Here is a 20119-nt window from a genome sequence, read left to right on the forward strand (position 1 = left end):
CGTACGGCCGGTCCGGAACAGTGTCATCACCGAGCCCGGCGGTGCCCCTGCTTCTTCGACCCGTCCGGCCACAGCTGCGGCTTCCGCTTCGCGGCGAGGTCCTCCGCCCAGCCGAACCACACGATGCAGCTGCAGATCAGGACCCAGGTGAGCGCCAGCACCGGCCATGGGCTCTCCAGGAGCCAGGAGAAGTGCATCCACATCACGTCGAAGCCCCACAGCTGGTCCCACAGGGTGGCGGCGATGAGGATGCAGATGTTGTGCCAGAGGTAGATCGTCACCGCTCGGGAGTTGAGCAGAGTGATCACGCGGTCCCAGCGCCGCAGCCTGCGCGGCCACTCCGACCAGGACGGGCTCACGTGCAGCAGCAGGAGGACCGTTCCGAAGGACCAGAGCGCCTGGGCCAGCGGCATGCTGTCCAGATCGTTCTCCATGGAGAAGTCGTGGGTCAGCGCGTACCAGAGGCCCACGAGGGCGAAGATCGGTGCGACCGACGGCACGATGTACCGCGGAAGTCGCTTCAGGATGCCCTCATTGTGTGCCATGCCGAGGATCCAGCAGGCCCCGAAGGTGCTGAAGTCCGTGAGTGCCGACGGGAACCGCTCACCGGGGAGCTGGATCCATCCCTGGTCGAAAGCCAGCGAGAGGGCGAGCGGCGCGAGGATGGTCGCAACCGGCACCGCGCGGAGCGCCTTCAGCAGGAACGGCGAGAGAAGCACGTACCAGAGGTAGGCACGGATGTACCAGAGCGGGCCGGCGAGGTCCGAAGCCCAGTTGTCACCGATGATGCCGTGCAGGCCCGGGAGGCCCTCGGCATACGGCGGATCGCTCAACGGGACGATCCAGTAGGCGAGGTGGATCCACCACCAGCCGGGGTGGTTGTCGGGGTCGGGGCCCCAGCCCTGGATCACCATCCCCGTGACGCCGATGACTCCCAGAAGCCACAGCGGAGGCAGGAGGCGGCGGATGCGGCTCCGGATCACCTGGATCGCCGGGCGCTTCAGGGAGCGGGCCATGAGGTTGCCGGCGAGCGCGAACATGACGCCCATGGACGGGAAGACCAGGGGGAGCCAGGCATAGCCGGTCAGGTGGTACAGCACCACACGGAACAGCGCGAGGGCTCTGAGGAGGTCGAAGTAGCGGTCCCGCTTCGGAGCCTGCCGGGCCGGTTGCGGGGCAGCCGGAGCAGTCGGTACCGCGATGTCGGCGGCATAGGGCTGGGCGGCCATGGTCGCGTCAGCGGCAGGGCGCGCTGCGGGAACCCCGCCGGGGACGGTGGCCCCCGCGGGGTCGTAAGGAGGGTTCATCGCACGGGCCTTTCGTCCAAGATCTGCCGGTCCTGGGCCGGCACGGTCGGCGGGGCGGACACCCCGCCCATGCGCCGCAGCTTCTGCCAGCGCAGGCGGCCGCCGGTGAGGGCGGTGATCCAGGACTGCAGCAGGACGACGTACATGAGCTGTCGGTAGAGGATCTGCTGGAGGGGCAGCGAGATCAGGGGGGTGAGGCGTTCACGATCGAGGATGAACGCGTACGTGGCGCAGGCCGCCTGGATGGCGAGTACGCCGAACCAGGCGAGGACCGTCTTCTCCGTCGGGCCGAAGATCAGGCCGTAGATCAGGAAGACGTCGATGAGCGGGGCGAGAAGCGGCGCCAGGACCATGAAGAGCGACACCAGCGGCAGGCCGACCCGGCCGAAGCGGCCCGAGGGCCCCTTCTCCACGAGGGCGCGGCGGTGCTTCCAGATCGCCTGCATCGTGCCGTACGACCAGCGGTAGCGCTGGGACCACAGCTGCTGCACCGATTCGGGTGCCTCGGTCCAGGCTCGGGCCTTCTCGGCGTACACCACCCGCCAGCCGTCCCGGTGAAGCGCCATCGTGATGTCGGTGTCCTCGGCGAGGGTGTCATCGCTCATGCCGCCGACCCGCTCGAGGGCCGAGCGGCGGAACGCGCCGACCGCGCCAGGGATGGTCGGCATGCACTGGAGGACGTCGTACATACGGCGGTCGAGGTTGAAGCCCATCACGTACTCGATGTGCTGCCAGGCACCGATGAGCGTGTCCTTGTTGCCCACCTTGGCGTTTCCCGCCACCGCTCCGACGCGCGGGTCGGCGAAGGGCTGCACCAGTTCACCGACCGTGGACGGTTCGAACACCGTGTCGCCGTCCATCATCACGATCAGGTCGTACCGGGCGTTGGCGAGGCCGCGGTTGAGCGCCGCGGGCTTGCCGGCGTTGAGCTGGCGGACGACCCGGACGTTGGGCAGTCCCATCGCCTCGACGATGCGGGCCGTGCCGTCGCTGGAGCCGTCGTCGATGACGATGATCTCGATGGGGTGCTCGCTGCGCGTCAGGGAGAGCACCGTGTTCTCGATGCACTTGGCCTCGTTGTACGCGGGGACGAGCACCGAAACCGGCTCGGTGATCGGTGCGTTCGGGCCCCAGGTGAAGCCACGGCGACGCGTCCGGCGGGCGTGGATCGCGGACAGCAGCAGCATCAGGCCGAACCGGGCGATGACGAGGAAGCCGATCGCGGCGAGGCCGACGACGAGGATCGAGGTGATGCTGCCGGATGCTCCGACGAGGAAGACCCAGGCCTTGCCCTTCCACAGTTCCAGACCGGTGACCTCGGTGTGCGCGCTCGGCGCCTTCAGAGCCTCGGTGAGGTTCCGGAACTCGTAGCCCTGCGCTTGGAGCTGGGGAATGAGCCTGTCCAGCGACTGAATGGTCTGATGCCGCTCGCCGCCGGAGTCGTGCATCAGGACGATGGCGCCCTCACCCTTCTCGGGTGTGGCGTTCCGGACGATCTGGTCCACGCCCGGCTTGCGCCAGTCCTCGCTGTCGCTGTCGTTGACCACCGTGAGGTAGCCCCGGCTCCCGATGTACTCCGTCACCGGCCATGAGGTGTTGTCCATGTGCTTGGACTTGGAGGAGTACGGCGGGCGGAACAGGGAGCTGCGGATGCCGGCCGCACCGGCGAGCGCCAGCTGGTTCTGGGAGAGTTCCCAGTCGATGCGCTTCTTGGACTGGTAGGAGAGGTCGGGGTGGTTGAAGGTGTGCAGCCCGATCTCGTGGCCCTCGTCGACCATGCGCTTGACGATGTCTGGGTAGCGGGAGGCCATGGTGCCGGTGATGAAGAACACCGCGTGCGCGTTGTTCCGCTTCAAGGCGTCGAGCACCTTGGGCGTCCACTCGGGGTCCGGACCGTCGTCGAAGGTGAGGACCACCTTGTTGTCCGGCACCCGGAGGGTGGTGGCCTTGCCGTTGCGGGTGTCGATGACGGGGCCGCCCGTGAGCACGTCCCGCGGAACCTTGTCGTTGGCGGCTGCGGGGGCGATCCGGTGGTCGGCGAGGATCTCGCTGTGGACGTAGCCCCGCAGCATCAGCATCGCCATCAGGGCGACGAGGACGAGGCAGGGCAGGAGCAGGCGCATGGGTACGCGTCGGCGGCGCTGGGCCGCGGCGCGGGCGCGGTGATCGGGTGCGTGGCGACGCGAGGAGCCGCCGCGGGCTCCGTGCTCTGCCCCACGGCGGCGGTTGCGGGATGCCATCAGACGTTGTTCTCCGGGAACGGGGCGGCGGGAGCGGAGGTGGTGCCTCCGGGCTCCTGCGCGACGGGCTCAGGGTTGCTCGGGCCGTTGGCGACCGTCCCCGTTCCGGGGTCTTCGGTGGTCGTGGGTGCGGTCGGCTCCGTGGTGGTGCCACCGCCGTCCGTCGGGCTCGGTGCGGGGTTGTTGGTGACCGGGTTCGTGGGTGTCTGCCGGTCGGGCGTCGGGTTGGTGCCGCCGGGGTTGGACGTCGCCTTGCTGTTGCTCGGCTTCGGCTCGCCGGAGGCGGCCGGGTCCTCGGCGCCCGCGGTCGCGCCGGACGTGGTGCCGCCGGTTCCCGGCAGCAGGCTCTCGTCCGCGGACGTGGACGGGGAGGCGCCCGGGGAGACGTCCGAGGACTCGGTGGGCGTCACCGAGTCGGCCGGCAGCGGCGAGGTGTCGACCTGGCCGGCGGGCTTCTCCGCGGGGCCCTCGACGGGCAGCCAGGGCGCGTCGGAGTTCCCGGACAGGAGGGTGGCGACGATGACCACGGCGTAGACGGCGCAGGCCAGGGCGACGGCCATGCCGAGCCGGCGGAAGCGGCGGCTGCGGCGGCCGGTCTCGTCGACGAACACGGGTCCGTCGGAGCCCTCGGGGCCGGGGGCGTCCTTGGCGGCGCGCATCATGCCGTCGAGCTGGAGCCCTATGCCGTCGAGCTGGACGGTGACCTCGTGCGGGTCGTGGGTGGCGCCGGCGCCCGCGGGGCCCGCCGCCTGCTCGTGCTCGGCCCACGGGTCGCGCACGGGTGCCGTGCGGGGGCCGCCGGACGCCGCGAACGGGTCGGCGGCGCCGGCCGCGTGGCGGCCGTGCCGGGGCGGTCCCGCCGGTCTTCCGACGCCGGGCAGGACCGCGGTCTCGTCTCCGGCCGCGGCGGGTACGCCGCGCAGGATCTCCGTCTTGTCGGCGTCCGTCGAGGCACGCCTGTCACCCTGGAGTATGTCCGTCTCCCTCGCCTCGGTCCGGGAGCGCGGCCCCCGACCCGGGAGCCCGGTCTCCCCGGTCGCCGGGAAGGCCTGGGTGTCCACCCTGGCGCCCCCCGCGGGAGAATTGCCCACAGACCGGTACGCGGCCTGGGGCCACTCCGGTTGGGCGTCTTCTCGCCACTTCTTCACGCGCACGCACATCCCCCCACGGGACCGTTCCGGGTGCGCACACGACTCCGAGCACGCGTCGTCGCACCGAGCCCCCACCCGGCCGAGCGCCCCCCTTTACCACACTGTGCTCAGGCGAAGAATGTAGCGCACGCGGAGGTTTCGTGGTTGCCACGTGCCAACTAATGGACGCCCATGACGCATGCGTCGGTGGCCGGAATCCATCCCTCAGGTGGTCGATCCAGCCATCCTTCCTCGCCTGTGACCTGGGAGGCTGCCCGCCGAAGGGCGATAAGTCCGGGATGTTCGAGACCCTTTCTCCATACAAGTGATACTGGTGACAGTGGGACCGGATGCGTCAGCGGACGGAGCACCGTGCCCGGCATCGGGGGGAAGTCGACGACCGCGAGCACCGGGGTCCGCGTCTTCGCCATGACCCGCTGGAACTCCTCGTCGCCGACGGCCAGGGGCGCCGGGGCGGCCACCTCCACCCCCCGCCCCTCGAAGAGGATTCGCGCCAGCGCGGTCCACTCGGGGGTACGGGGGTTGCCGGCGCCGGCGTACACGGTCTCGCCGGCGAGCACGGCCAGCGGCACCGTCTCCCGGGCGGCCAGGGGGTGGTCCTCGGGGAGGACGACGGCCATCGGCTCCAGGCGGACCGGCTGGTGGTCGAGGCCGGCCCGCAGCGCCGGGTCGAGGCCGGCGAACCGGCCGAACGAGGCGTCGAGGCGCCCGGCGAGCAGATCGGCGGCGGCGCCCGTCAGGCCGCTCTCGAAGCGGGCCATGAGCTCCAGCTCGGGCGCGAGTTCGCGGGCCCGGTGCAGGACCGCGCGAGTGGTGCGCAGTCCGGGCGAGTTCAGGTCCACGAGCAGGGGGCGGACCTGCCCGAAGGCGGCGAGCAGGTCGTCCTGGGCCTGGAGGGCGCGGCGGGCGTACGGCACGAGGCGCTCGCCGTCGGGGGTGAGGGTGACCTGACGGGTGGTCCGCACGAACAGCTCGGCGCCGAGCTCGCGCTCCAGTCGGCGCACGTCCCGGCTGAGCGCCTGCTGGGCGACGTACAGGCGGGCGGCTGCACGGGTGAAGTGCAGTTCCTCCGCGACGGCCAGGAAGGCGCGCAGGAGGCGGGGGTCGAGGTGGGCGGGAGCCGGCATGCGCCGAACTTACAACAGGAGTGCGTGAATCGGTGCGGAGCAGGTGTTGGACCGCGTGATCGGCGACGGCCGAGGCTGGGCGCATGCCGAGACCGACCACCACGAGTGCCCCAAGTGCCCCTGATGCCGGGGAAGTCCGGAAAGTCCCCTCCCCCTCCGGTGCTGCCGGGATCCCTTCCCGTGGACGGACGCCCCGTCCGCCGGGGCCCTACCGGCGGCTGTTCGCCCGGCCGGGCGCGCTCGCCTTCACCGTCGCCAACCTGGCGGCCCGGCTGCCCATGGGCATGTTCAGCGTGAGCGCGGTCGTGATGATCGCCGGAACGCGCGGGTCGTACGCCCTCGCCGGCGCCGTCACCGCGACCGGGCTCGCGGCGACCGCCGTGGTCGCGCCCGGGGTCGCGCGGCTCGTCGACCGGTACGGGCAGGCGCGGGTCGCCGTGCCGGCCACGCTGCTCGCGGCGCTGGGCAGCCTCGCCCTGCTGCTGTGCGTGCGGTACGGCGCCCCGACGTGGACGCTGTTCGCCGCGTACGCCGCCACCGCGAGCACGCCCAACACCGGGGGCATGTCCCGGGCGCGGTGGGCCCATCTGCTGAAGGACGACCCGGGGGCCCTGCACACCGCGAACTCCCTCGAGCAGTCCGTCGACGAACTGTGCTTCATGCTGGGCCCGGTGCTCGCGGCCTTCCTGTGCGGGACGTTCTTCCCCGAGGCGGGCACACTCGTCGCCGTGACACTGCTGGTGACCGGGGTGCTGGCCTTCGCCGCCCAGCGGTCGACCGAGCCGCCCGCGCACGGCCCGGCGTCGGCGCCCGGCCCGGCGCCGCTGCGCGCGCCCGGCATGCCCGCGCTGCTGGCCGTCTGCCTCGCCCTGGGCGCGGTGTTCGGGGCGACGGAGGTCGTCACGATCGCGTACGCCGACCAGCAGGGGTACCGGGCCGCGGCGGGCGTGGTGCTGGGGCTCCAGGCGGCCGGGTCCTGCGTGGCGGGCCTGGTGTACGGCCGGCTGCGGCTGACCGGCTCGCCCGAGCGCCGCTACCCGTGGTGCGTGGCGGCGATGACCGCGCTGCTCCTCCTGCCGGCCCTGGCCGCGTCCACCACAGGCTCGCTGCTGGTGCTGGCCGCGGCCCTGCTGCTGGCCGGCATGGCCACCGCCCCCACGATGATCACCAAAATGGCCCTGGTCCAGCGCCGCACCCCGCCGGGCCGCCTCAACGAGGGCATGACCCTGGCGGTGACGGCCCTCCTCGGCGGCATAGCCTGCGGCAGCGCGGCCGGCGGCTGGACGGTGGAACACGTGTCCGCGTCCGCGGGGTACGCGGTGCCGGTGGTGGCGGCGGGGGTGGCACTGCTCGTGTCGGCGGGGGCGCAGGCGCTGCGACGGGGGCGGCCCCACATCCCTGCGCCTTAGGGGGCCGGGTGCACCGAGTGCTGCGGCGGAGGCGGGGATGTGAGGCGGTCGACGGTATTGGGGCGACCCGGTGACCCCGTACCCCTGAGCCCCCGAGCGGCCGGGTCCGCGGATGCTGCCACGCAGGGCCAGGGATGTGAGGCAGGCCGGTGGCACCAGCGCGACCCGGTGACCACGCACCCCTGCCCCCCAGGCGGCCGGATCCGCGGACGCTGCGGCGAAGGGCCCGGAATGTGAGGCAGGCCGGTGGCGTCGAGGCGTCCCGACGGCCCGTACCTCTGTCCCCCGCCCTCGGCCGAGTGCGCGGATGTTGCGGCCGAGGCGGGGTGTGAGGCGGGCCGGTGGCGCCTGTGTGGCCCGGCGGCAGGCGCTCGTACTGCCGAGCGGATCTGTCAGGTATGCCAGGCCCGAGGGCTTGTGTAGGGGCGGGTGCGGTCGGGGCGGGACCAGGCCGCTGTGGAGGGGCGGGGCCGCACCGGGTCCGCGGCCGGGGTCAGGCGCAGGGTGAGGACCGCCGTGAAGGCGGCCAGTTCCTCGGGGCTCGGGGCGCCGCGCAGGACGCGGACCGAGGTGGCGGCGAGCAGGTCGGTGGGGTTCACGGGGTGCTCCTCCTCACTGGGGCGGGTTGCCGTGCTTGCGGGTGGGCAGGGACTCGGACTTGGTGGCGAGCATCGTCAGCGCGCGGCTGAGGGCGAGGCGGGTCTCGCGGGGGTCGATGACGTCGTCGACGAGGCCACGCTCGGCCGCGTAGTAGGGGTGGACGAGTTCGCTGCGGTACTCCTCGATCTTGCGGCGGCGCATCGCCTCGGGGTCGTCGGCCGCGGCGATCTCGCGGCGGAAGACGACGTTGGCCGCGCCCTCGGCGCCCATCACGGCGATCTCGTTGGTGGGCCAGGCGAGGGCGATGTCGGCGCCGATGGACCGGGAGTCCATGACGATGTAGGCGCCGCCGTACGCCTTGCGCAGGACGACGGAGACGCGGGGCACGGTGGCGTTGCAGTACGCGTACAGGAGTTTCGCGCCGCGCCGGATGATGCCCTCGTGCTCCTGGTCGACGCCGGGGAGGAAGCCGGGTACGTCGACGAGGGTGACCAGCGGGATGTTGAAGGCGTCGCAGAACTGGACGAACCGGGCGCCCTTCTCGCTGGCTTTGATGTCGAGGACGCCGGCCATGGCCGCGGGCTGGTTGGCGACGATGCCGACGACGTGCCCGTCGATCCGGGCGAGCGTGCAGACGAGGTTGGTGGCGAACGCGGCGTGCACCTCCAGGTGGTCGCCGTCGTCGACGATCTCCTCGACGACCTTGCGGATGTCGTAGGAGCGGTTGCCGTCGGCGGGGACCAGGTCGAGCAGGGCGTCGCCGGGGCGGTCCGCCGGGTCGCCGGTGGGATGGGCGGGCGGCAGTTCGCGGTTGTTGGAGGGGAGCAGGGTCAGCAGATAGCGGACCTCCTCCAGGCAGGTGCGTTCGTCGTCGTAGACGAAGTGGGCGACGCCGGAGGTGCCGCCGTGGACGTCGGCGCCGCCGAGGCCGTTCTGCGTGATCTCCTCCCCCGTCACCGCCTTCACGACGTCGGGCCCGGTGATGAACATCTGCGAGATGTCCCGCACCGCGAACACGAAGTCGGTGAGCGCCGGGCTGTACGCGGCGCCGCCCGCGCACGGGCCGAGCATCACGCTGATCTGCGGGATCACCCCGGACGCCTTGGTGTTGCGCCGGAAGATGCCGCCGTACCCGGCGAGCGCGGAGACGCCCTCCTGGATGCGGGCGCCCGCGCCGTCGTTGAGCGACACGAGCGGGGCGCCGGCCGCGATGGCGAGGTCCATCAGCTTGTGGATCTTCTGCGCGTGGGCCTCGCCGAGCGCGCCGCCGAAGATGCGGAAGTCATGGGCGTACACGAAGACCGTGCGGCCCTCGACCGTGCCCCAGCCGGTGATCACACCGTCGGTGTACGGCCGTTTGGCCTCGAGTCCGAAGCCCTGCGCGCGGTGCCGGCGCAGGGTCTCCACCTCGGTGAACGAGCCGGGGTCCAGCAGCAGTTCGATGCGTTCGCGGGCGGTGAGCTTGCCCTTGGTGTGCTGGCGTTCGGTGGCCCTCGGGTCGGGGCCGGTGCGGGCGAGTTCCTTGATGGCCGCCAGTTCGGAGAACCGGTCCGCCCCGGGGGCGTCGGTGTCGGGCAGCAGCGTCTCGGGATCGACGACGGTCATGATGCCTGGGCCCTTTCCTTCCTGTTCCTGGTGTCGATGAGGTCGTGCGGGCGGACGGACGACGGGTCGTGGGCGCGCAGCACGGTGCGCAGTCCCGGTTCGACGGCGTGGATGCGCTCCACGGCGTCCCGGGCGTGCAGCCAGTCGGCGGGCACCGGGTGCAGGGCGGCCCGCCGGTCGCCGGCGCCGGCCAGCGCGGCGGCGCCGACGTGGCCCTCGCACAGCGGGATGTTGCGTACCGTCCAGCCGGCCGGGCGCCAGGACTCGGCGCCCTCGCCGAGGTAGTCGAGGTCGGCGGCGCGGGCGAGCCCGGTGCCGAGGCCCTTCAGGTAGGCCTCCTTGCGGGACCACAGCCGGGCGAAGGCGGTGGGCCGCCGGTCGGCGGGGACGCGGGCGATCTCCTGGCGCTCGGCCGGGTGCAGCAGGGGCAGGCAGGCGTCGACGGTCGCGGGCGACGGCAGCGCCTGCACGTCGACGCCCACCCGGGTGCGGGCGACGGCGACCAGGGCGAGCCCGTGGCTGTGGGAGAGGGAGAACTCGGGGGCGCCCGGCAGGTCGAGCAGAACGGGCCGGCCGTGCCGTTCCCCGCACTCCTCGCACCACTCGCGGCCGATGACGAGGCGCCGGGGCGCGACGCCGGTGTAGACGGACAGCACCCGGCGCAGGCCCACATGGGCGGCGACGTACATCTGCCGGTCGGCGTGCCGGCGGTAGGCGGCGGCGCGCCGGCGCTCGTCGTCGTCGAGTTCGCCGACGGGCGCGTCGCGCGCCGAGACCGGCGCCGGCAGCAGCCACAGATGCAGGTCGGCCGGGCCGAGCGGGCGGGCGCCGCGGGCGGGGTGCGGGTCGAGGCGGTGGTTCACGGGCGGCTCCCGGTCCGGGTGGTGGGGTGGGTCGTCCGCTCGGTCCCTGCGGTACCGGCGTCGTGCGCGCCGCGGCGGTCGGCGGCCGCCGCCACGAGCGCGGCCGCCAGGGAGATCAGTCCCCCCGCCCACAGCGCGGCGCGGGTGCCCAGGTACTGGGTGACGGCGCCGACGAACAGGGCGCCGAGCGGGGCGGTGCCTTGCAGGATGAGGGTGTAGAGGGCCATGACGCGGCCCCGGTAGGCGGGGTCGCTGCCCAGCTGGACGCGGTGGTTGGCGGCCTGCGCGAAGTACAGGGACGCGAAGCCGGTGGGGACGAGCAGGAGCAGGGCGACCGTCAGGTTCGGCGCCCAGCCGGTGGCGGCGGCGAGCGCGCCGAAGGCGCAGGCCCAGCCGATGACGAGCCGGGCCGGGGGGCGGCCCCGGCGCAGGGTGCTGGTGAAGGCGGCCAGCAGGGAGCCAGCCGCGAGCGCGGCGGTGAGCAGGCCGAACGCGGCGGCGTCCGTGTGGAAGACGGTCCGGGCCATGAGCGGCAGGGTCAGCTGGAGGTTGAGGCCGAACAGGGATACGGCGGCGAGCAGGGACAGGGTGGCCACCAGGTCGGGCCGGGACCGCAGATGGGCCAGTCCCTCCCTGACCCGGGCGTCGCGGGCGGCGGGCCGTTCGGGCCGGTGCAGTTCGCCGGGCCGCATGGCGCGCAGCCCGGCGACGGTCGCCGCGTAGCTGGCCGCGTTGAGCAGCATCACGGCGCCGGTGCCGGCGGCCTCGATCAGCAGCCCGGCGAGCGAGGGGCCGACGACCCGCGCGATGTTGAAGTAGGCGCCGCTGAGCGCGGAGGCGTTGGGCACCAGCTCCGGCCCGACGAGCTCGGCGATGAAGGACAGCCGGGCGGGCACCTCGACGGCGTTGGTGACGCCGAGGGCCAGGGCGAACGCGTACACGTGCCACAGCCGGGCGGCGTCGCCGGTGACGAGCAGGCCGAGCAGCAGCGCGAGCAGCCCGGAGGCGATGTTGGCCCCGGTCAGCAGCGCCCGCTTGTCGTACCGGTCGGCGATCCGGCCGCCGTACAGGGTGAGCAGCAGCATCGGGGTGAACTGGAGGGCGGTGACGGTCGCGAGGGCGGTGCCGGAGTCGCCGGTGAGGTCGAGGACGAGCCAGTCCTGGGCGACGACCATCATCCAGGTGCCGGTGACGGAGGCGATCTGCCCGCCGGCGAAGAGCCGGAAGTTGCGCACGCCCAGCGAGCGCGTCCCCGCGGCGAGCAGCCCCCGCGGCCCCCGTTTCCCGGCGTGGGACCCGGTCATGGACCGTCCCGTTCGGGCAGGCACTCCTCGAAGAAGGCGAGCGCGCGCAGGTGGTAGGCGCGGGCGGTGCGGCCCAGGCTGATGTTGTGCCCGGCGTCGGGCTGCCGGTCGACGACCACGCGCGGGGCGGAGCTGAGCCGGGCGCGCAGGTCGTCGAGGGCGTCGGCGTCGTGCCGCCACCACAGTTCGTGCTCGGCGAACGTCAGCCGGACGGGGACGCGCACGCGCGGGGCGAGCGCGTCGAAGACGTCGGGCCAGGCGGACGCGGCCCGCAGTTCCCGTTCGGGCACCGGGCGGACGAAGTCGGCGCTGTGCCGGAAGGTGGCCGGCGGGTACAGGGCGAGCCGGCCCCAGTTGTGCTTCCAGCGGGCCCGGTCGGTGCCGGTGAGCAGTTCCTCCGAGCGGGGGGCGTAGCGGTGTCCGCAGCCGGAGATGTCCAGGCCCAGCAGTCCGGGCGGCGGTGCCTCGGCGGCCAGGGTCAGGGCGAGTTTGCCGCCGAAGGAGTGCGCGAGGAGGAACGTTCCGACGCCGGTGTCGTACCCGGCGCGGAAGTCGTCGAGCGCGGCCCCGAGGACGCGGGCCTGCCCGGCGAGGTCCAGGCCGTCGGGGAGCCCGGCGGCGGAGTCGCCGTAGCCGGGCCGGTCGACGGCGAGGACCTGGAAGCCCAGGTGCGCGCCGAGCGCGCACAGGGAGGCGTCGGGCTGGGCCCCGCCGTCGAAGTACCCCGCGCTCATCCCGGCCCCGTGCAGCGCGACGACGGTGGCACGCGGTGGCGTGTCCGGCGGCGCGCTCAGCAGGGCGGACAGGGTGTGCCCGGCGGCGTTCAGGGTGATCCGCCGTACGCGGGGGCCGACGGACAGGGACGCGGTGGTCATGGCGTCACGCCACCTCCGGGCTGCCGAAACAGTGGTGCAGGGCCTCGACGAGGCGGTCGACCCCGGCGGCCACGTCGTCGCGTGCGCTGTCGCCGCCGGCCGCCCAGGCGACGTGCCCGTCGGGGCGGACGAGGAGGGCGGTGGCCCCGGCGAAGGCGGCGGGGTCCTCGGGGCGGGCGGTGACGACGGTGACGGTGTCCGTCCAGCGGGCCGCGGCCTCGCGCGGGGCGGGGTCGCCGGCCAGGTCGAGCAGGACGCCGCGGGCGGGGTGGAGCAGGTCGGGGGTGCCGGTGCGGGTGCCGTCGGGCAGCTCCAGCGGGCGCGGCGGGAGGCGGCGGCCGAGCAGGGGGTGGGTGCCGGGGCCGAGGTCGTAGGTGACGTCGAGGTGGCTGACGATGCCGGCGAGCCGGCGGCGGACGTCCTCCAGCTCCATCAGCTCGCCGAACACGGCCCGGACGGGGTCGGCCTCGGGGCCGCCGAGGAAGATCATGCCCTGGGCGCGGGTGTTCATCAGCAGGCGGGCGCCGACCGGGTGCCGTTCGTCGTGGTAGGTGTCGAGCAGGCTGTCGGGTGAGGTGCCGCGGGCCACGGCTGCCAGCTTCCAGCCCAGGTTGACGGCGTCCTGGACGCCGGGCCGATCCAGATCAGCCCGGCGTCCAGGACGGCCTGGGCGAAGTCGGCGTTCTCCGACAGGAACCCGTATCCGGGGTGGATCGCGTCCGCCCCGGCCTCGCGGGCGGCGTTCAGGACCTTGTCGATGTCCAGATAGCTGGTGGCCGGGGTGTCACCGCCCAGGGCGAACGCCTCATCCGCGGCGCGGACATGCAACGCGTCACGGTCCGGATCCGCGTAGACGGCCACGCTCGCGATCCCGGCGTCCCGGCAGGCCCGGGCCACGCGGACAGCGATTTCGCCACGGTTGGCGATGAGCACCTTGCGCACGACGGCCCTCTCCTCGCTCGGCTGGAATTCTGGGATGGCCGGGCGCGCCCCGGGTATTTCGACTTCCTGGGCGGCGCCCGAATACCTGTCCATCGTCGGCTCGGGAGAGGGCGGTGTTCAACAGTCGCCTTTCAAGCCTTCGGACCAGATCGACAGGACCGCTACCGCTTTGTTGGCGCAGGGCCAGGCACGTGTCAGAAAAGCGTCAGACGCCCCGGTGGGCCGATACCGGAAGGGGATTCGGGGACGTACGGAATGCACGGCCGTCCGCTGCCCGGAAAGGCGTCGGGGCAGCGAAAAAAGGGCGGGCTCCCATGTGGGGAGCCCGCCCTTCGGATCGGTGTGTGTGGTCAGCGGCCGCCGAAGCGGAAGCCGACCCCGCGCACGGTGACGATCCAGTCGCTGCCGCCGAGTTTGCCGCGCAGACTGCTGACATGGGTGTCCACGGTGCGCCGGGACCAGGAGCCGCCCCAGACCTGCTGCATGATCCGCTTGCGCGAGATGACGGTCTCCGGGTGGGAGGCCAGCAGGTGCAGGAGGTCGAACTCCTTGCGGGTGAGTTCCACGACGCGGCCGTGCAGGCTGACCTCGCGGGAGGCCGCGTCGATGCGCAACGGGCCGCGCAGGACCACTTGTTCGGCCTGCATCTGCGGACGCGAGCGGCGCATCACCGCGTCCATGCGGGCCATCAACTCCCGGAAGCCGTACGGCTTGACGAGGTAGTCGTCGGCGCCGGCCTGGAGGCCGAGGACCCGGTCCAGTTCCGTCCCCCACCCGGTCACGGCGATGAGCGGGACGTCGCTGAGCGCGCGGATGGAACGGCACACCTCGAGACCGTCCACGTCCGGCAGTTCGAGGTCGAGCAGGACGATGTCCGCGCGTTGGTACGACTGGAGGGCCGCGTTCCCCGTCGCGACCCCTTCGACATGGTGACCGTGCCGCCGGAGGCCGGCGGTCAGCGTCTCCCGGTCGCCGGTGTTGTTCTCGACGACCAGGACCCGCCAGTTGGTGGCCGGCTTGCGGATCTGGGACGGGACGGGCTGCCGGATCTCCAGAGTGCTGCTCGTGGCGCGTTGACTCACTGCTCTCCCCCTGAACACGTAGTTCCCGCTCGAGCACTTCGCTGGACGAGCCTAAAAACCTACCTCTCGGTTTGTCAAAAAAAGACTAGGTAAACTCACCGACCGTCACAACGAATGCGGCTTTCGCCGGAGTTGATGTCAAGTGAAGGATCAATTCCGCTGCACAGCGTCATCGCTTTCACGATCTTCACTTCGCTTCGCGAGTAATTTTCGACCGTGAACCAGGTGCGAACAGCCACTGACGGCGGACGCGGTATGTTCTTGACCGCCCCCTGGAGAGCCAGAGGTGCGCAGGTGGATCGCTGAAAACGGTCGCGCCGGACGTGTTCCGCCCTTCCAGGCACGGTGGTATACCGTCCAGAACGTTCTCGGCCGTCCGATTCCCTGCTTCCGCTTCACCCTCGGCCTGGTCCTGAGGTGGGAAAGTGTGATCGTCTGGGCACTACTGACGGAGTGTCGATAACGTTGAGGGCCGCCGACCACACCGACGCTCCCCTGGGGTGGGCACTCGCGCCCACTAAACAGACCTTGAAGTCCGTTTCGGGACGGGCGGGATGAGAGGAAGCACGCAGGTGGGACTACAACAGGAGAGGGCGATCCGCACACGCCGGCTGATGCTCAAGTCGGCGGCCGACGTCTTCGACCGCGAGGACTACGCCTCGGCCAGGCTCTCCGACATCAGCGCACGGGCCAACATGAGCACCGGCGCTCTGCACTTCCACTTCGCGAACAAGGAGGAGCTGGCGCAGGCCGTCGTGAGCGAGGCGCGCGGCACCCTGTGGCACGCCGCGCGCTGCGCCTACGAGCACAACTCGGAGCCGCTCCAGGCGCTCACCGACGTCTCCCACGCCCTGAGCCAGCTGCTCTCCTGGGACGTCGTGGCGCGGGCCGGCCTGCGGCTGGACAACGACCGGTCCCGGCGCGGCCGGGAACAGTTCCTGCACGCCTGGCACGCCGCCGTGCAGCGGCTGCTCGACCGTGCGCGGCAGGAGGGCAGCCTGGCGCAGCAGGTCCACCTGAGGGCGGTGACCTGCGCCATCGTGGCCGCCACGACCGGGATAGGGGTGCTCATCAAGGGGGGTGAGGCGGAGCGGACACGGCTCGCCTTCACCGGGTTCTGGCAGGGCTTCCTGCCGGGGCTCGCCGTACCGGACCTGCTCGGGCGGCTGAACCCCGGCGGGACGGCCGAGGTGGTGGAGTACGCGGTGTCCGCGTCCCGCTACCTGCCCTTCTCCCCGGACGAGACGCTGGGGACCGAGAGCGCCGCGTCGGGCGTGCGCTGACCCCTGCCGGGTTCCCGCGGCGGGGCCGGCTCCGCGTTCCGGTACCGGGCCGCGTACCGGGGGAAGCCCTCGGCGAACGACGGGCCGGGGGAGCAGCCGAGCGCGTCCCAGACCGGTGTGTCCTCGAACCAGTGGTCCACCGCGAGCAGTTCGAGGTGGTGCAGGGCGACGGGGTGGCCGCGCAGCCGGGCGCGCGCCTCCTCCAGCGGCAGGCCGGGCGCGGTCCCCGGAAAGAGACCGTACGTTTCGGCGACGGCGGTCAGCAGATCCTCACCCGGCACCGGCCGGGGATGGTTGACGAACCGGACACCGCCGGTGTGTTCCGGCGGGGCGAGCGCGGCCGAAAGCAGTGCCCTGCCCAGGGCGGCGGCGTCGACCGCCGACTGCCGGCCGAGCCGCCCCTCGGGCCGGGCGCCGAGCGCCCGCAGCAGCGTGAGCACGCCGGGCACCACCCAGCGGTCGCCCGCCCCGTAGACGAGGTGGGGCCGCAGGACCGTGCCGCCGGCCGCGAGCACATGGCCCTCGGCCGCCGCCCGGGTCCTGCTGGTGGCGGACACCGGGGCGAGGGGGACCTCGCCGGGCCGGACCGCGCGGAACGGGCCCCTGCCGTGCACCGCCGCCGTGCTCAGGTACACGAACCGCCGGACGCCCGCCCGTTGTGCCTCCTCGACCAGGGCGCGGGTGCCCAGGTCGTTGACGCGCCGCAGTTCCCCGGGGTCGCCGCCGACGCGGGACGCGCAGTGCACGACCGCGTCGACGCCGTCGCAGACACCGGCGAGCGAGGCGGGCTCGGCGAGGTCGCCCCGTACGAGGGTGTGGGGCGGGCGCAGGCCGGGCGGCGGGCCGGCGCGGGCCAGCAGCCGCAGCCGTACGCCCCCCGCGGCGCCGGCCGCGGCGACCACGTGGCCGCCGACGAACCCGCCGGACCCGGTCACCAGGACGTGCGGGCTCACCCGTCGTCCCGTACGGCGGTCCCCAGGGTCGCGGTGAAGACGGGCTCCTCCCCCTGGATGCCCCGCACCCGCACCACCGGTCCCTGGTCGGCGTCCGTCTCGTGTCCGGCCAGGAGCCAGCAGGGCTCGGCGAGTTCGCAGTATTTGTGGAAGGCGACCCGCATCGAGGCCGGGTGGAAGTCGTGCCCGGGGGTGAGCGCGGTGGCGGCCTGGCGGGCGGCCTCCAGGAGGACCATGCCGGGGACGTGGTCGTTGGGGCGGGCGAAGAGCGTCGGGTGCGCGGTGTTCAGGCGCAGCCGCCAGCCGGGGCGGTGCTTGGACCGGGCGAGGACGACGTCGGCGGGGTCGGTGCGGCCGGTCTCGTGGGCGGGGACGGCGGGCAGCAGCGGCACCGCGCCGGCCGCCGCGTCCATGCTCGCGCCGCGCAGTCTGCGGTAGACGCGGGCGGAGGTGCAGTACAGGATGCCCATGCTGGTGGCGAGCACCCGGCCGAGCCGCTGGAAGCGCAGGTCGACCCGCATCCCGACCAGGCGTCCGGCGCGCAGCTGTACGTCGGAGCAGTCGACGACCACGTCGATCGGGCCCGAGGCGGCGAGCACGGTGAACTCGTCGGTCAGCAGCCGGTAGCCGAGTTCCTGCATCACGAACTGGTCGCCGACGGGGACGCCGTACGCGGCGTGCGCGAGCATCATCGTGGCCTGCCGGGTGGTCTCGGCCACCAGCATCGGGTCCTGCCGTCCGCCGGGCAGCGGGGCGAAGAACCGGTGGGCGGCGGGCCAGTCGACGGTGACGAGGTAGCGGTGCTCGGACAGGCGCAGCCAGTCGACGGGGAAGCGGTCGGCGGCGTCGGGGCGGTGGCACAGCTCTCCGGTGGCCCGTCCGTCGGGAATCAGAACCGGGGAGTCGGTCTGGTATGCGAGGCGTACGAGGGTCTGTTCGGAGCGGTTCGCCGGGGCGTGTTCGCCGCCCGGACGGCCCGGACGGGCCGGTGAGGCCGCCGAAGCGGTGTCGGATCGTTCCTGCGCCGGGGTCAGATGCGGACGGGACCCGACGAACCTGTCGACTACGGATATAGCGGGATCGGCCATGGAGTGCCCCCTGAGTCGCTGCCTGCGGGGAATAGTTCCCCTCTCGACAAAAGACTGGCAGTCCGGTTCTCTTTGCGGGGGAACCTGACCAAGCTCTGACATAGAAACAGGCACGGGGGCATGGCACGACAAGCGCGAGCGATCCAGACCCGCACGTCGATCCTGCTGGCGGCGGCGGAGGTGTTCGACGAGCGGGGCTACAGCACGGCCACCATCACGGAGATCATCGCGCGCGCCGGCGTGACGAAGGGTGCGCTGTACTTCCACTTCTCGTCCAAGGAGGACCTGGCCCTCGGGGTGATAGCGGCGCAGCTGGAGCTGGGCCCGCTGCCCGCGCAGCGCACGAAGCTGCAGGAACTCACCGATCAGGGACTGCTGTTCGCCCACCAGCTGCAGTACGACCCGCTCACCCGGGCCAGTGTGGGGCTGGCCATGGACCAGTGGAGCGAGAACGGCGAGGGCGCCAACCCCTTCCACGGCCGCCCGTTCCAGGAGTGGGCGGACCGGCTGACCGAACTGCTCGTGGAGGCGCGCGGGCGCGGGGAGCTGCTGCCGCACGTCGATCCGGCGGAGACGGCGGAGCTGCTGTCCGGGGCGTTCACCGGCATCCAGTGGACGTCGCAGGTGCTGTGCCAGCGGCGGGATCTGACGCGCCGGGTCATCGCGATGTTCCGGCATCTGCTGCCCAGCGTGGCGATGCCGCAGATCCTGCCGACGCTGGAGCTGAGCGAGGAGCGGGCCGTCGCCCTCCTCGCCTCGCGCGACGCCGCGCTGGAGGCGGAGGAGGCCGAGGCCGGCGGGGACAGCGCGGCCTGACGGGCGGCCCGCGCGGCCCCCGGGGGCGCCGGTGTTCAGCCGGCGTCCTCCAGCCGGTAGCCGACGCCGCGCACCGTGGTGATCCAGCCCTCGCCCAGCTTGGCGCGCAGCGCGCTGACATGGGTGTCGACGGTGCGGGTGGAGATGGCCCACTCGTCCGCCCAGACCCCCGCGATCAGGTTCCGGCGGGAGACCACTGTCTCCGGCGCCGAGGCGAGCAGCAGCAGGATGTCGAACTCCTTGCGGGTCAGCTCCAGCGACCGCTCCCCCAGCCACGCCTCGCGGGTGCCGGGGTCCAGCCGGAGTGCCCCGCAGGCCACCCCGGCCGGGCCGCCGCCGGTGGCGACGCGGCGGGTCACCGCGTCCATCCGGGCGGCGAGCTCCCGGAATCCGTACGGCTTGACCAGGCAGTCGTCGGCGCCGGAGCGCAGGCTGAGCACCCGGTCCAGCTCGGAGTCCCGGCCGGTGAAGGTGATCAGCGGCGTGCCGCCGCGCGCCCTGATCTCGGCGCACACCTGCAGACCGTCGAGGTCGGGCAGGTCCAGGTCGAGCAGGACGACCTCGGCCTGCTCCCACGCCTGCAGTCCCGCCCGGCCGGTGCGGGCCCGCCGGACCTGGTGCCCGTTGCGCACCAGGCGGCAGACTAGGGGTTCGGCGGACCCGTCGTCCGGGTCGATCACGAGTACGCGCATCTGGACTCCACCGGGGGTCCGTCAGGCACGGGCGGGTGACCCCGCCCGGCCGGTACCCCCTGCCCTCACTCGCCCGCCGACCGGGTGTGCACCACGCGGTAGGTGTTGGAGTCCCGCCAGGTGGCCAGCGCGTCCACGGCGGCGTCGACCTTCTGCCGCTCCGCCGAGCGCTCGGCGGCCGGCTGCGCGAGGAAGGCGTCGTAGGCCTCCTTGCTGTCCCACTGGGAGTAGACGACGACCCACTTGCCCTCGATGTTGCGTCCGCGCAGTCCGCGCAGCACGGTGTGGCTGCGGTAGCCGGGGACCTTCTGGAGCCAGTCCTGGGACGCGCCGAGCGCCTCGACGAGGTCGTCCTGGTGCTTCTCGGTGACGCCGTACAGGTCGATGACCGTGTAGTCGTCGCGCTCCGGGGAGATCTCGGTCTCGTCGGCGCCGGGCTTCTGCTGGGTGAAGACCACCTCGTTCTGCAGCAGCCGGATGGCGGTGGTGATCTCGCCGAACAGCGGGAGCGTGCGGTGCTTGAACTCCTCGCCGGCGTACCGGGCCTCCAGGTCCTCGGTGGAGCGCCACTGGATGAAGTTGGCGGTGCCGAACTTGGTCTGCCCGCTGTGCACGGTGCTGGACCGCCAGCCCTCGTAGGCCGCGGAGTCGACGATTTCCCGCATCGCGGCGAGCAGGCTGTCCTGCTTCTCCGCGGAGTCGGTGGAGAACAGGTTGAGGACGGTCAGGTTCTTACCATCGGCGGCGATCTTCGGCATTCTCTCTTCTCTTCCGGTCGGTGA

General features: G+C 72.7%; 18 protein-coding genes and 1 pseudogene. 3 read left to right on the plus strand and 16 right to left on the minus strand.

Annotated features, from left to right (window positions below; all coding sequences use genetic code 11):
* Nucleotides 1–26: 26 nt before the first annotated feature.
* The 4 genes from F8R89_RS13860 to F8R89_RS13875 form a co-directional block, all read right to left on the minus strand.
* Nucleotides 27–1229: an acyltransferase family protein gene (locus F8R89_RS13860; protein WP_151784267.1), complete on the minus strand. Its 1203-nt coding sequence runs from the start codon at nucleotides 1227–1229 to the stop codon at nucleotides 27–29.
* Between the two features lie 74 nt (nucleotides 1230–1303).
* Nucleotides 1304–3547, minus strand: a complete 2244-nt coding sequence (locus tag F8R89_RS13865) for a bifunctional polysaccharide deacetylase/glycosyltransferase family 2 protein (RefSeq protein WP_151784268.1) — start codon at nucleotides 3545–3547, stop codon at nucleotides 1304–1306.
* Nucleotides 3547–4608: a hypothetical protein gene (locus F8R89_RS13870; RefSeq protein WP_225994391.1), complete on the minus strand. Its 1062-nt coding sequence runs from the start codon at nucleotides 4606–4608 to the stop codon at nucleotides 3547–3549. The genes F8R89_RS13865 and F8R89_RS13870 overlap by 1 nt, the downstream gene beginning before the upstream one ends.
* Before the next feature lie 248 nt (nucleotides 4609–4856).
* Nucleotides 4857–5825 (minus strand): LysR family transcriptional regulator, encoded by a 969-nt coding sequence (locus F8R89_RS13875; RefSeq protein WP_151784270.1) that lies wholly within the window; start codon nucleotides 5823–5825, stop codon nucleotides 4857–4859.
* Between the two features lie 83 nt (nucleotides 5826–5908).
* On the opposite strand from F8R89_RS13875, the gene F8R89_RS13880 reads away from it, so the two are divergent.
* Nucleotides 5909–7234 carry an MFS transporter gene (locus tag F8R89_RS13880; RefSeq protein ID WP_151784271.1) on the plus strand — a complete coding sequence of 442 codons (1326 nt, stop codon included), beginning with the start codon at nucleotides 5909–5911 and terminating at the stop codon, nucleotides 7232–7234.
* Nucleotides 7235–7626: 392 nt separating this feature from the next.
* On the opposite strand, the gene F8R89_RS13885 is transcribed toward F8R89_RS13880, so the two are convergent.
* From F8R89_RS13885 to F8R89_RS13920, 8 genes and pseudogenes are all read right to left on the minus strand, one after another.
* The gene (locus F8R89_RS13885; RefSeq protein ID WP_225994392.1) at nucleotides 7627–7833 is read right to left on the minus strand and encodes an acyl-CoA carboxylase subunit epsilon; all 207 of its coding nucleotides are present in this window, start codon (nucleotides 7831–7833) and stop codon (nucleotides 7627–7629) included.
* Nucleotides 7834–7846: 13 nt separating this feature from the next.
* Complete coding sequence (locus F8R89_RS13890) at nucleotides 7847–9439, minus strand: acyl-CoA carboxylase subunit beta (RefSeq protein WP_151788117.1); 1593 nt, start codon at nucleotides 9437–9439, stop codon at nucleotides 7847–7849.
* Nucleotides 9436–10302 carry a 4'-phosphopantetheinyl transferase family protein gene (locus F8R89_RS13895; RefSeq protein WP_192806120.1) on the minus strand — a complete coding sequence of 289 codons (867 nt, stop codon included), beginning with the start codon at nucleotides 10300–10302 and terminating at the stop codon, nucleotides 9436–9438. The genes F8R89_RS13890 and F8R89_RS13895 overlap by 4 nt, the downstream gene beginning before the upstream one ends.
* Nucleotides 10299–11606, minus strand: a complete 1308-nt coding sequence (locus F8R89_RS13900; protein ID WP_192806121.1) for an MFS transporter — start codon at nucleotides 11604–11606, stop codon at nucleotides 10299–10301. Before F8R89_RS13900 ends, F8R89_RS13895 begins: the two co-directional genes overlap by 4 nt.
* Nucleotides 11603–12481, minus strand: coding sequence for an alpha/beta hydrolase (locus tag F8R89_RS13905; RefSeq protein WP_151784272.1), 879 nt, complete (start codon nucleotides 12479–12481; stop codon nucleotides 11603–11605). Before F8R89_RS13905 ends, F8R89_RS13900 begins: the two co-directional genes overlap by 4 nt.
* A gap of 4 nt (nucleotides 12482–12485) precedes the next feature.
* Nucleotides 12486–13070 carry a hypothetical protein gene (locus F8R89_RS13910; protein ID WP_318841298.1) on the minus strand — a complete coding sequence of 195 codons (585 nt, stop codon included), beginning with the start codon at nucleotides 13068–13070 and terminating at the stop codon, nucleotides 12486–12488.
* Nucleotides 13071–13111: 41 nt separating this feature from the next.
* Nucleotides 13112–13423, minus strand: a pseudogene (locus tag F8R89_RS13915) (biotin carboxylase N-terminal domain-containing protein); the annotation flags it as partial.
* Nucleotides 13424–13773: 350 nt separating this feature from the next.
* Nucleotides 13774–14478: a response regulator transcription factor gene (locus F8R89_RS13920; protein ID WP_225994632.1), complete on the minus strand. Its 705-nt coding sequence runs from the start codon at nucleotides 14476–14478 to the stop codon at nucleotides 13774–13776.
* A 599-nt stretch (nucleotides 14479–15077) separates the two neighbouring features.
* Between F8R89_RS13920 and F8R89_RS13925 the strand changes: the two genes are divergently transcribed.
* On the plus strand, nucleotides 15078–15788 hold the full coding sequence (locus F8R89_RS13925; protein WP_192806122.1) for a ScbR family autoregulator-binding transcription factor: 711 nt from the start codon (nucleotides 15078–15080) through the stop codon (nucleotides 15786–15788).
* On the opposite strand, the gene F8R89_RS13930 is transcribed toward F8R89_RS13925, so the two are convergent.
* Both F8R89_RS13930 and F8R89_RS13935 read right to left on the minus strand, forming a co-directional pair.
* Nucleotides 15725–16741, minus strand: a complete 1017-nt coding sequence (locus F8R89_RS13930; RefSeq protein WP_151784276.1) for an NAD-dependent epimerase/dehydratase family protein — start codon at nucleotides 16739–16741, stop codon at nucleotides 15725–15727. The two genes, F8R89_RS13925 and F8R89_RS13930, sit on opposite strands and share 64 nt — an antisense overlap.
* The gene (locus F8R89_RS13935) at nucleotides 16738–17829 is read right to left on the minus strand and encodes a ScbA/BarX family gamma-butyrolactone biosynthesis protein (RefSeq protein WP_225994393.1); all 1092 of its coding nucleotides are present in this window, start codon (nucleotides 17827–17829) and stop codon (nucleotides 16738–16740) included. Before F8R89_RS13935 ends, F8R89_RS13930 begins: the two co-directional genes overlap by 4 nt.
* Nucleotides 17830–17949: 120 nt before the next feature.
* On the opposite strand from F8R89_RS13935, the gene F8R89_RS13940 reads away from it, so the two are divergent.
* Nucleotides 17950–18645 (plus strand): ScbR family autoregulator-binding transcription factor, encoded by a 696-nt coding sequence (locus F8R89_RS13940; protein ID WP_151784277.1) that lies wholly within the window; start codon nucleotides 17950–17952, stop codon nucleotides 18643–18645.
* A gap of 35 nt (nucleotides 18646–18680) precedes the next feature.
* On the opposite strand, the gene F8R89_RS13945 is transcribed toward F8R89_RS13940, so the two are convergent.
* The gene (locus F8R89_RS13945; protein WP_151784278.1) at nucleotides 18681–19337 is read right to left on the minus strand and encodes a response regulator transcription factor; all 657 of its coding nucleotides are present in this window, start codon (nucleotides 19335–19337) and stop codon (nucleotides 18681–18683) included.
* Between the two features lie 65 nt (nucleotides 19338–19402).
* On the minus strand, nucleotides 19403–20095 hold the full coding sequence (locus F8R89_RS13950) for an antibiotic biosynthesis monooxygenase family protein (protein ID WP_151784279.1): 693 nt from the start codon (nucleotides 20093–20095) through the stop codon (nucleotides 19403–19405).
* Between the last annotated feature and the right edge of the window lie 24 nt (nucleotides 20096–20119).

The sequence above is a fragment of the Streptomyces sp. SS1-1 genome, from assembly GCF_008973465.1.
Lineage (GTDB): Bacteria > Actinomycetota > Actinomycetes > Streptomycetales > Streptomycetaceae > Streptomyces.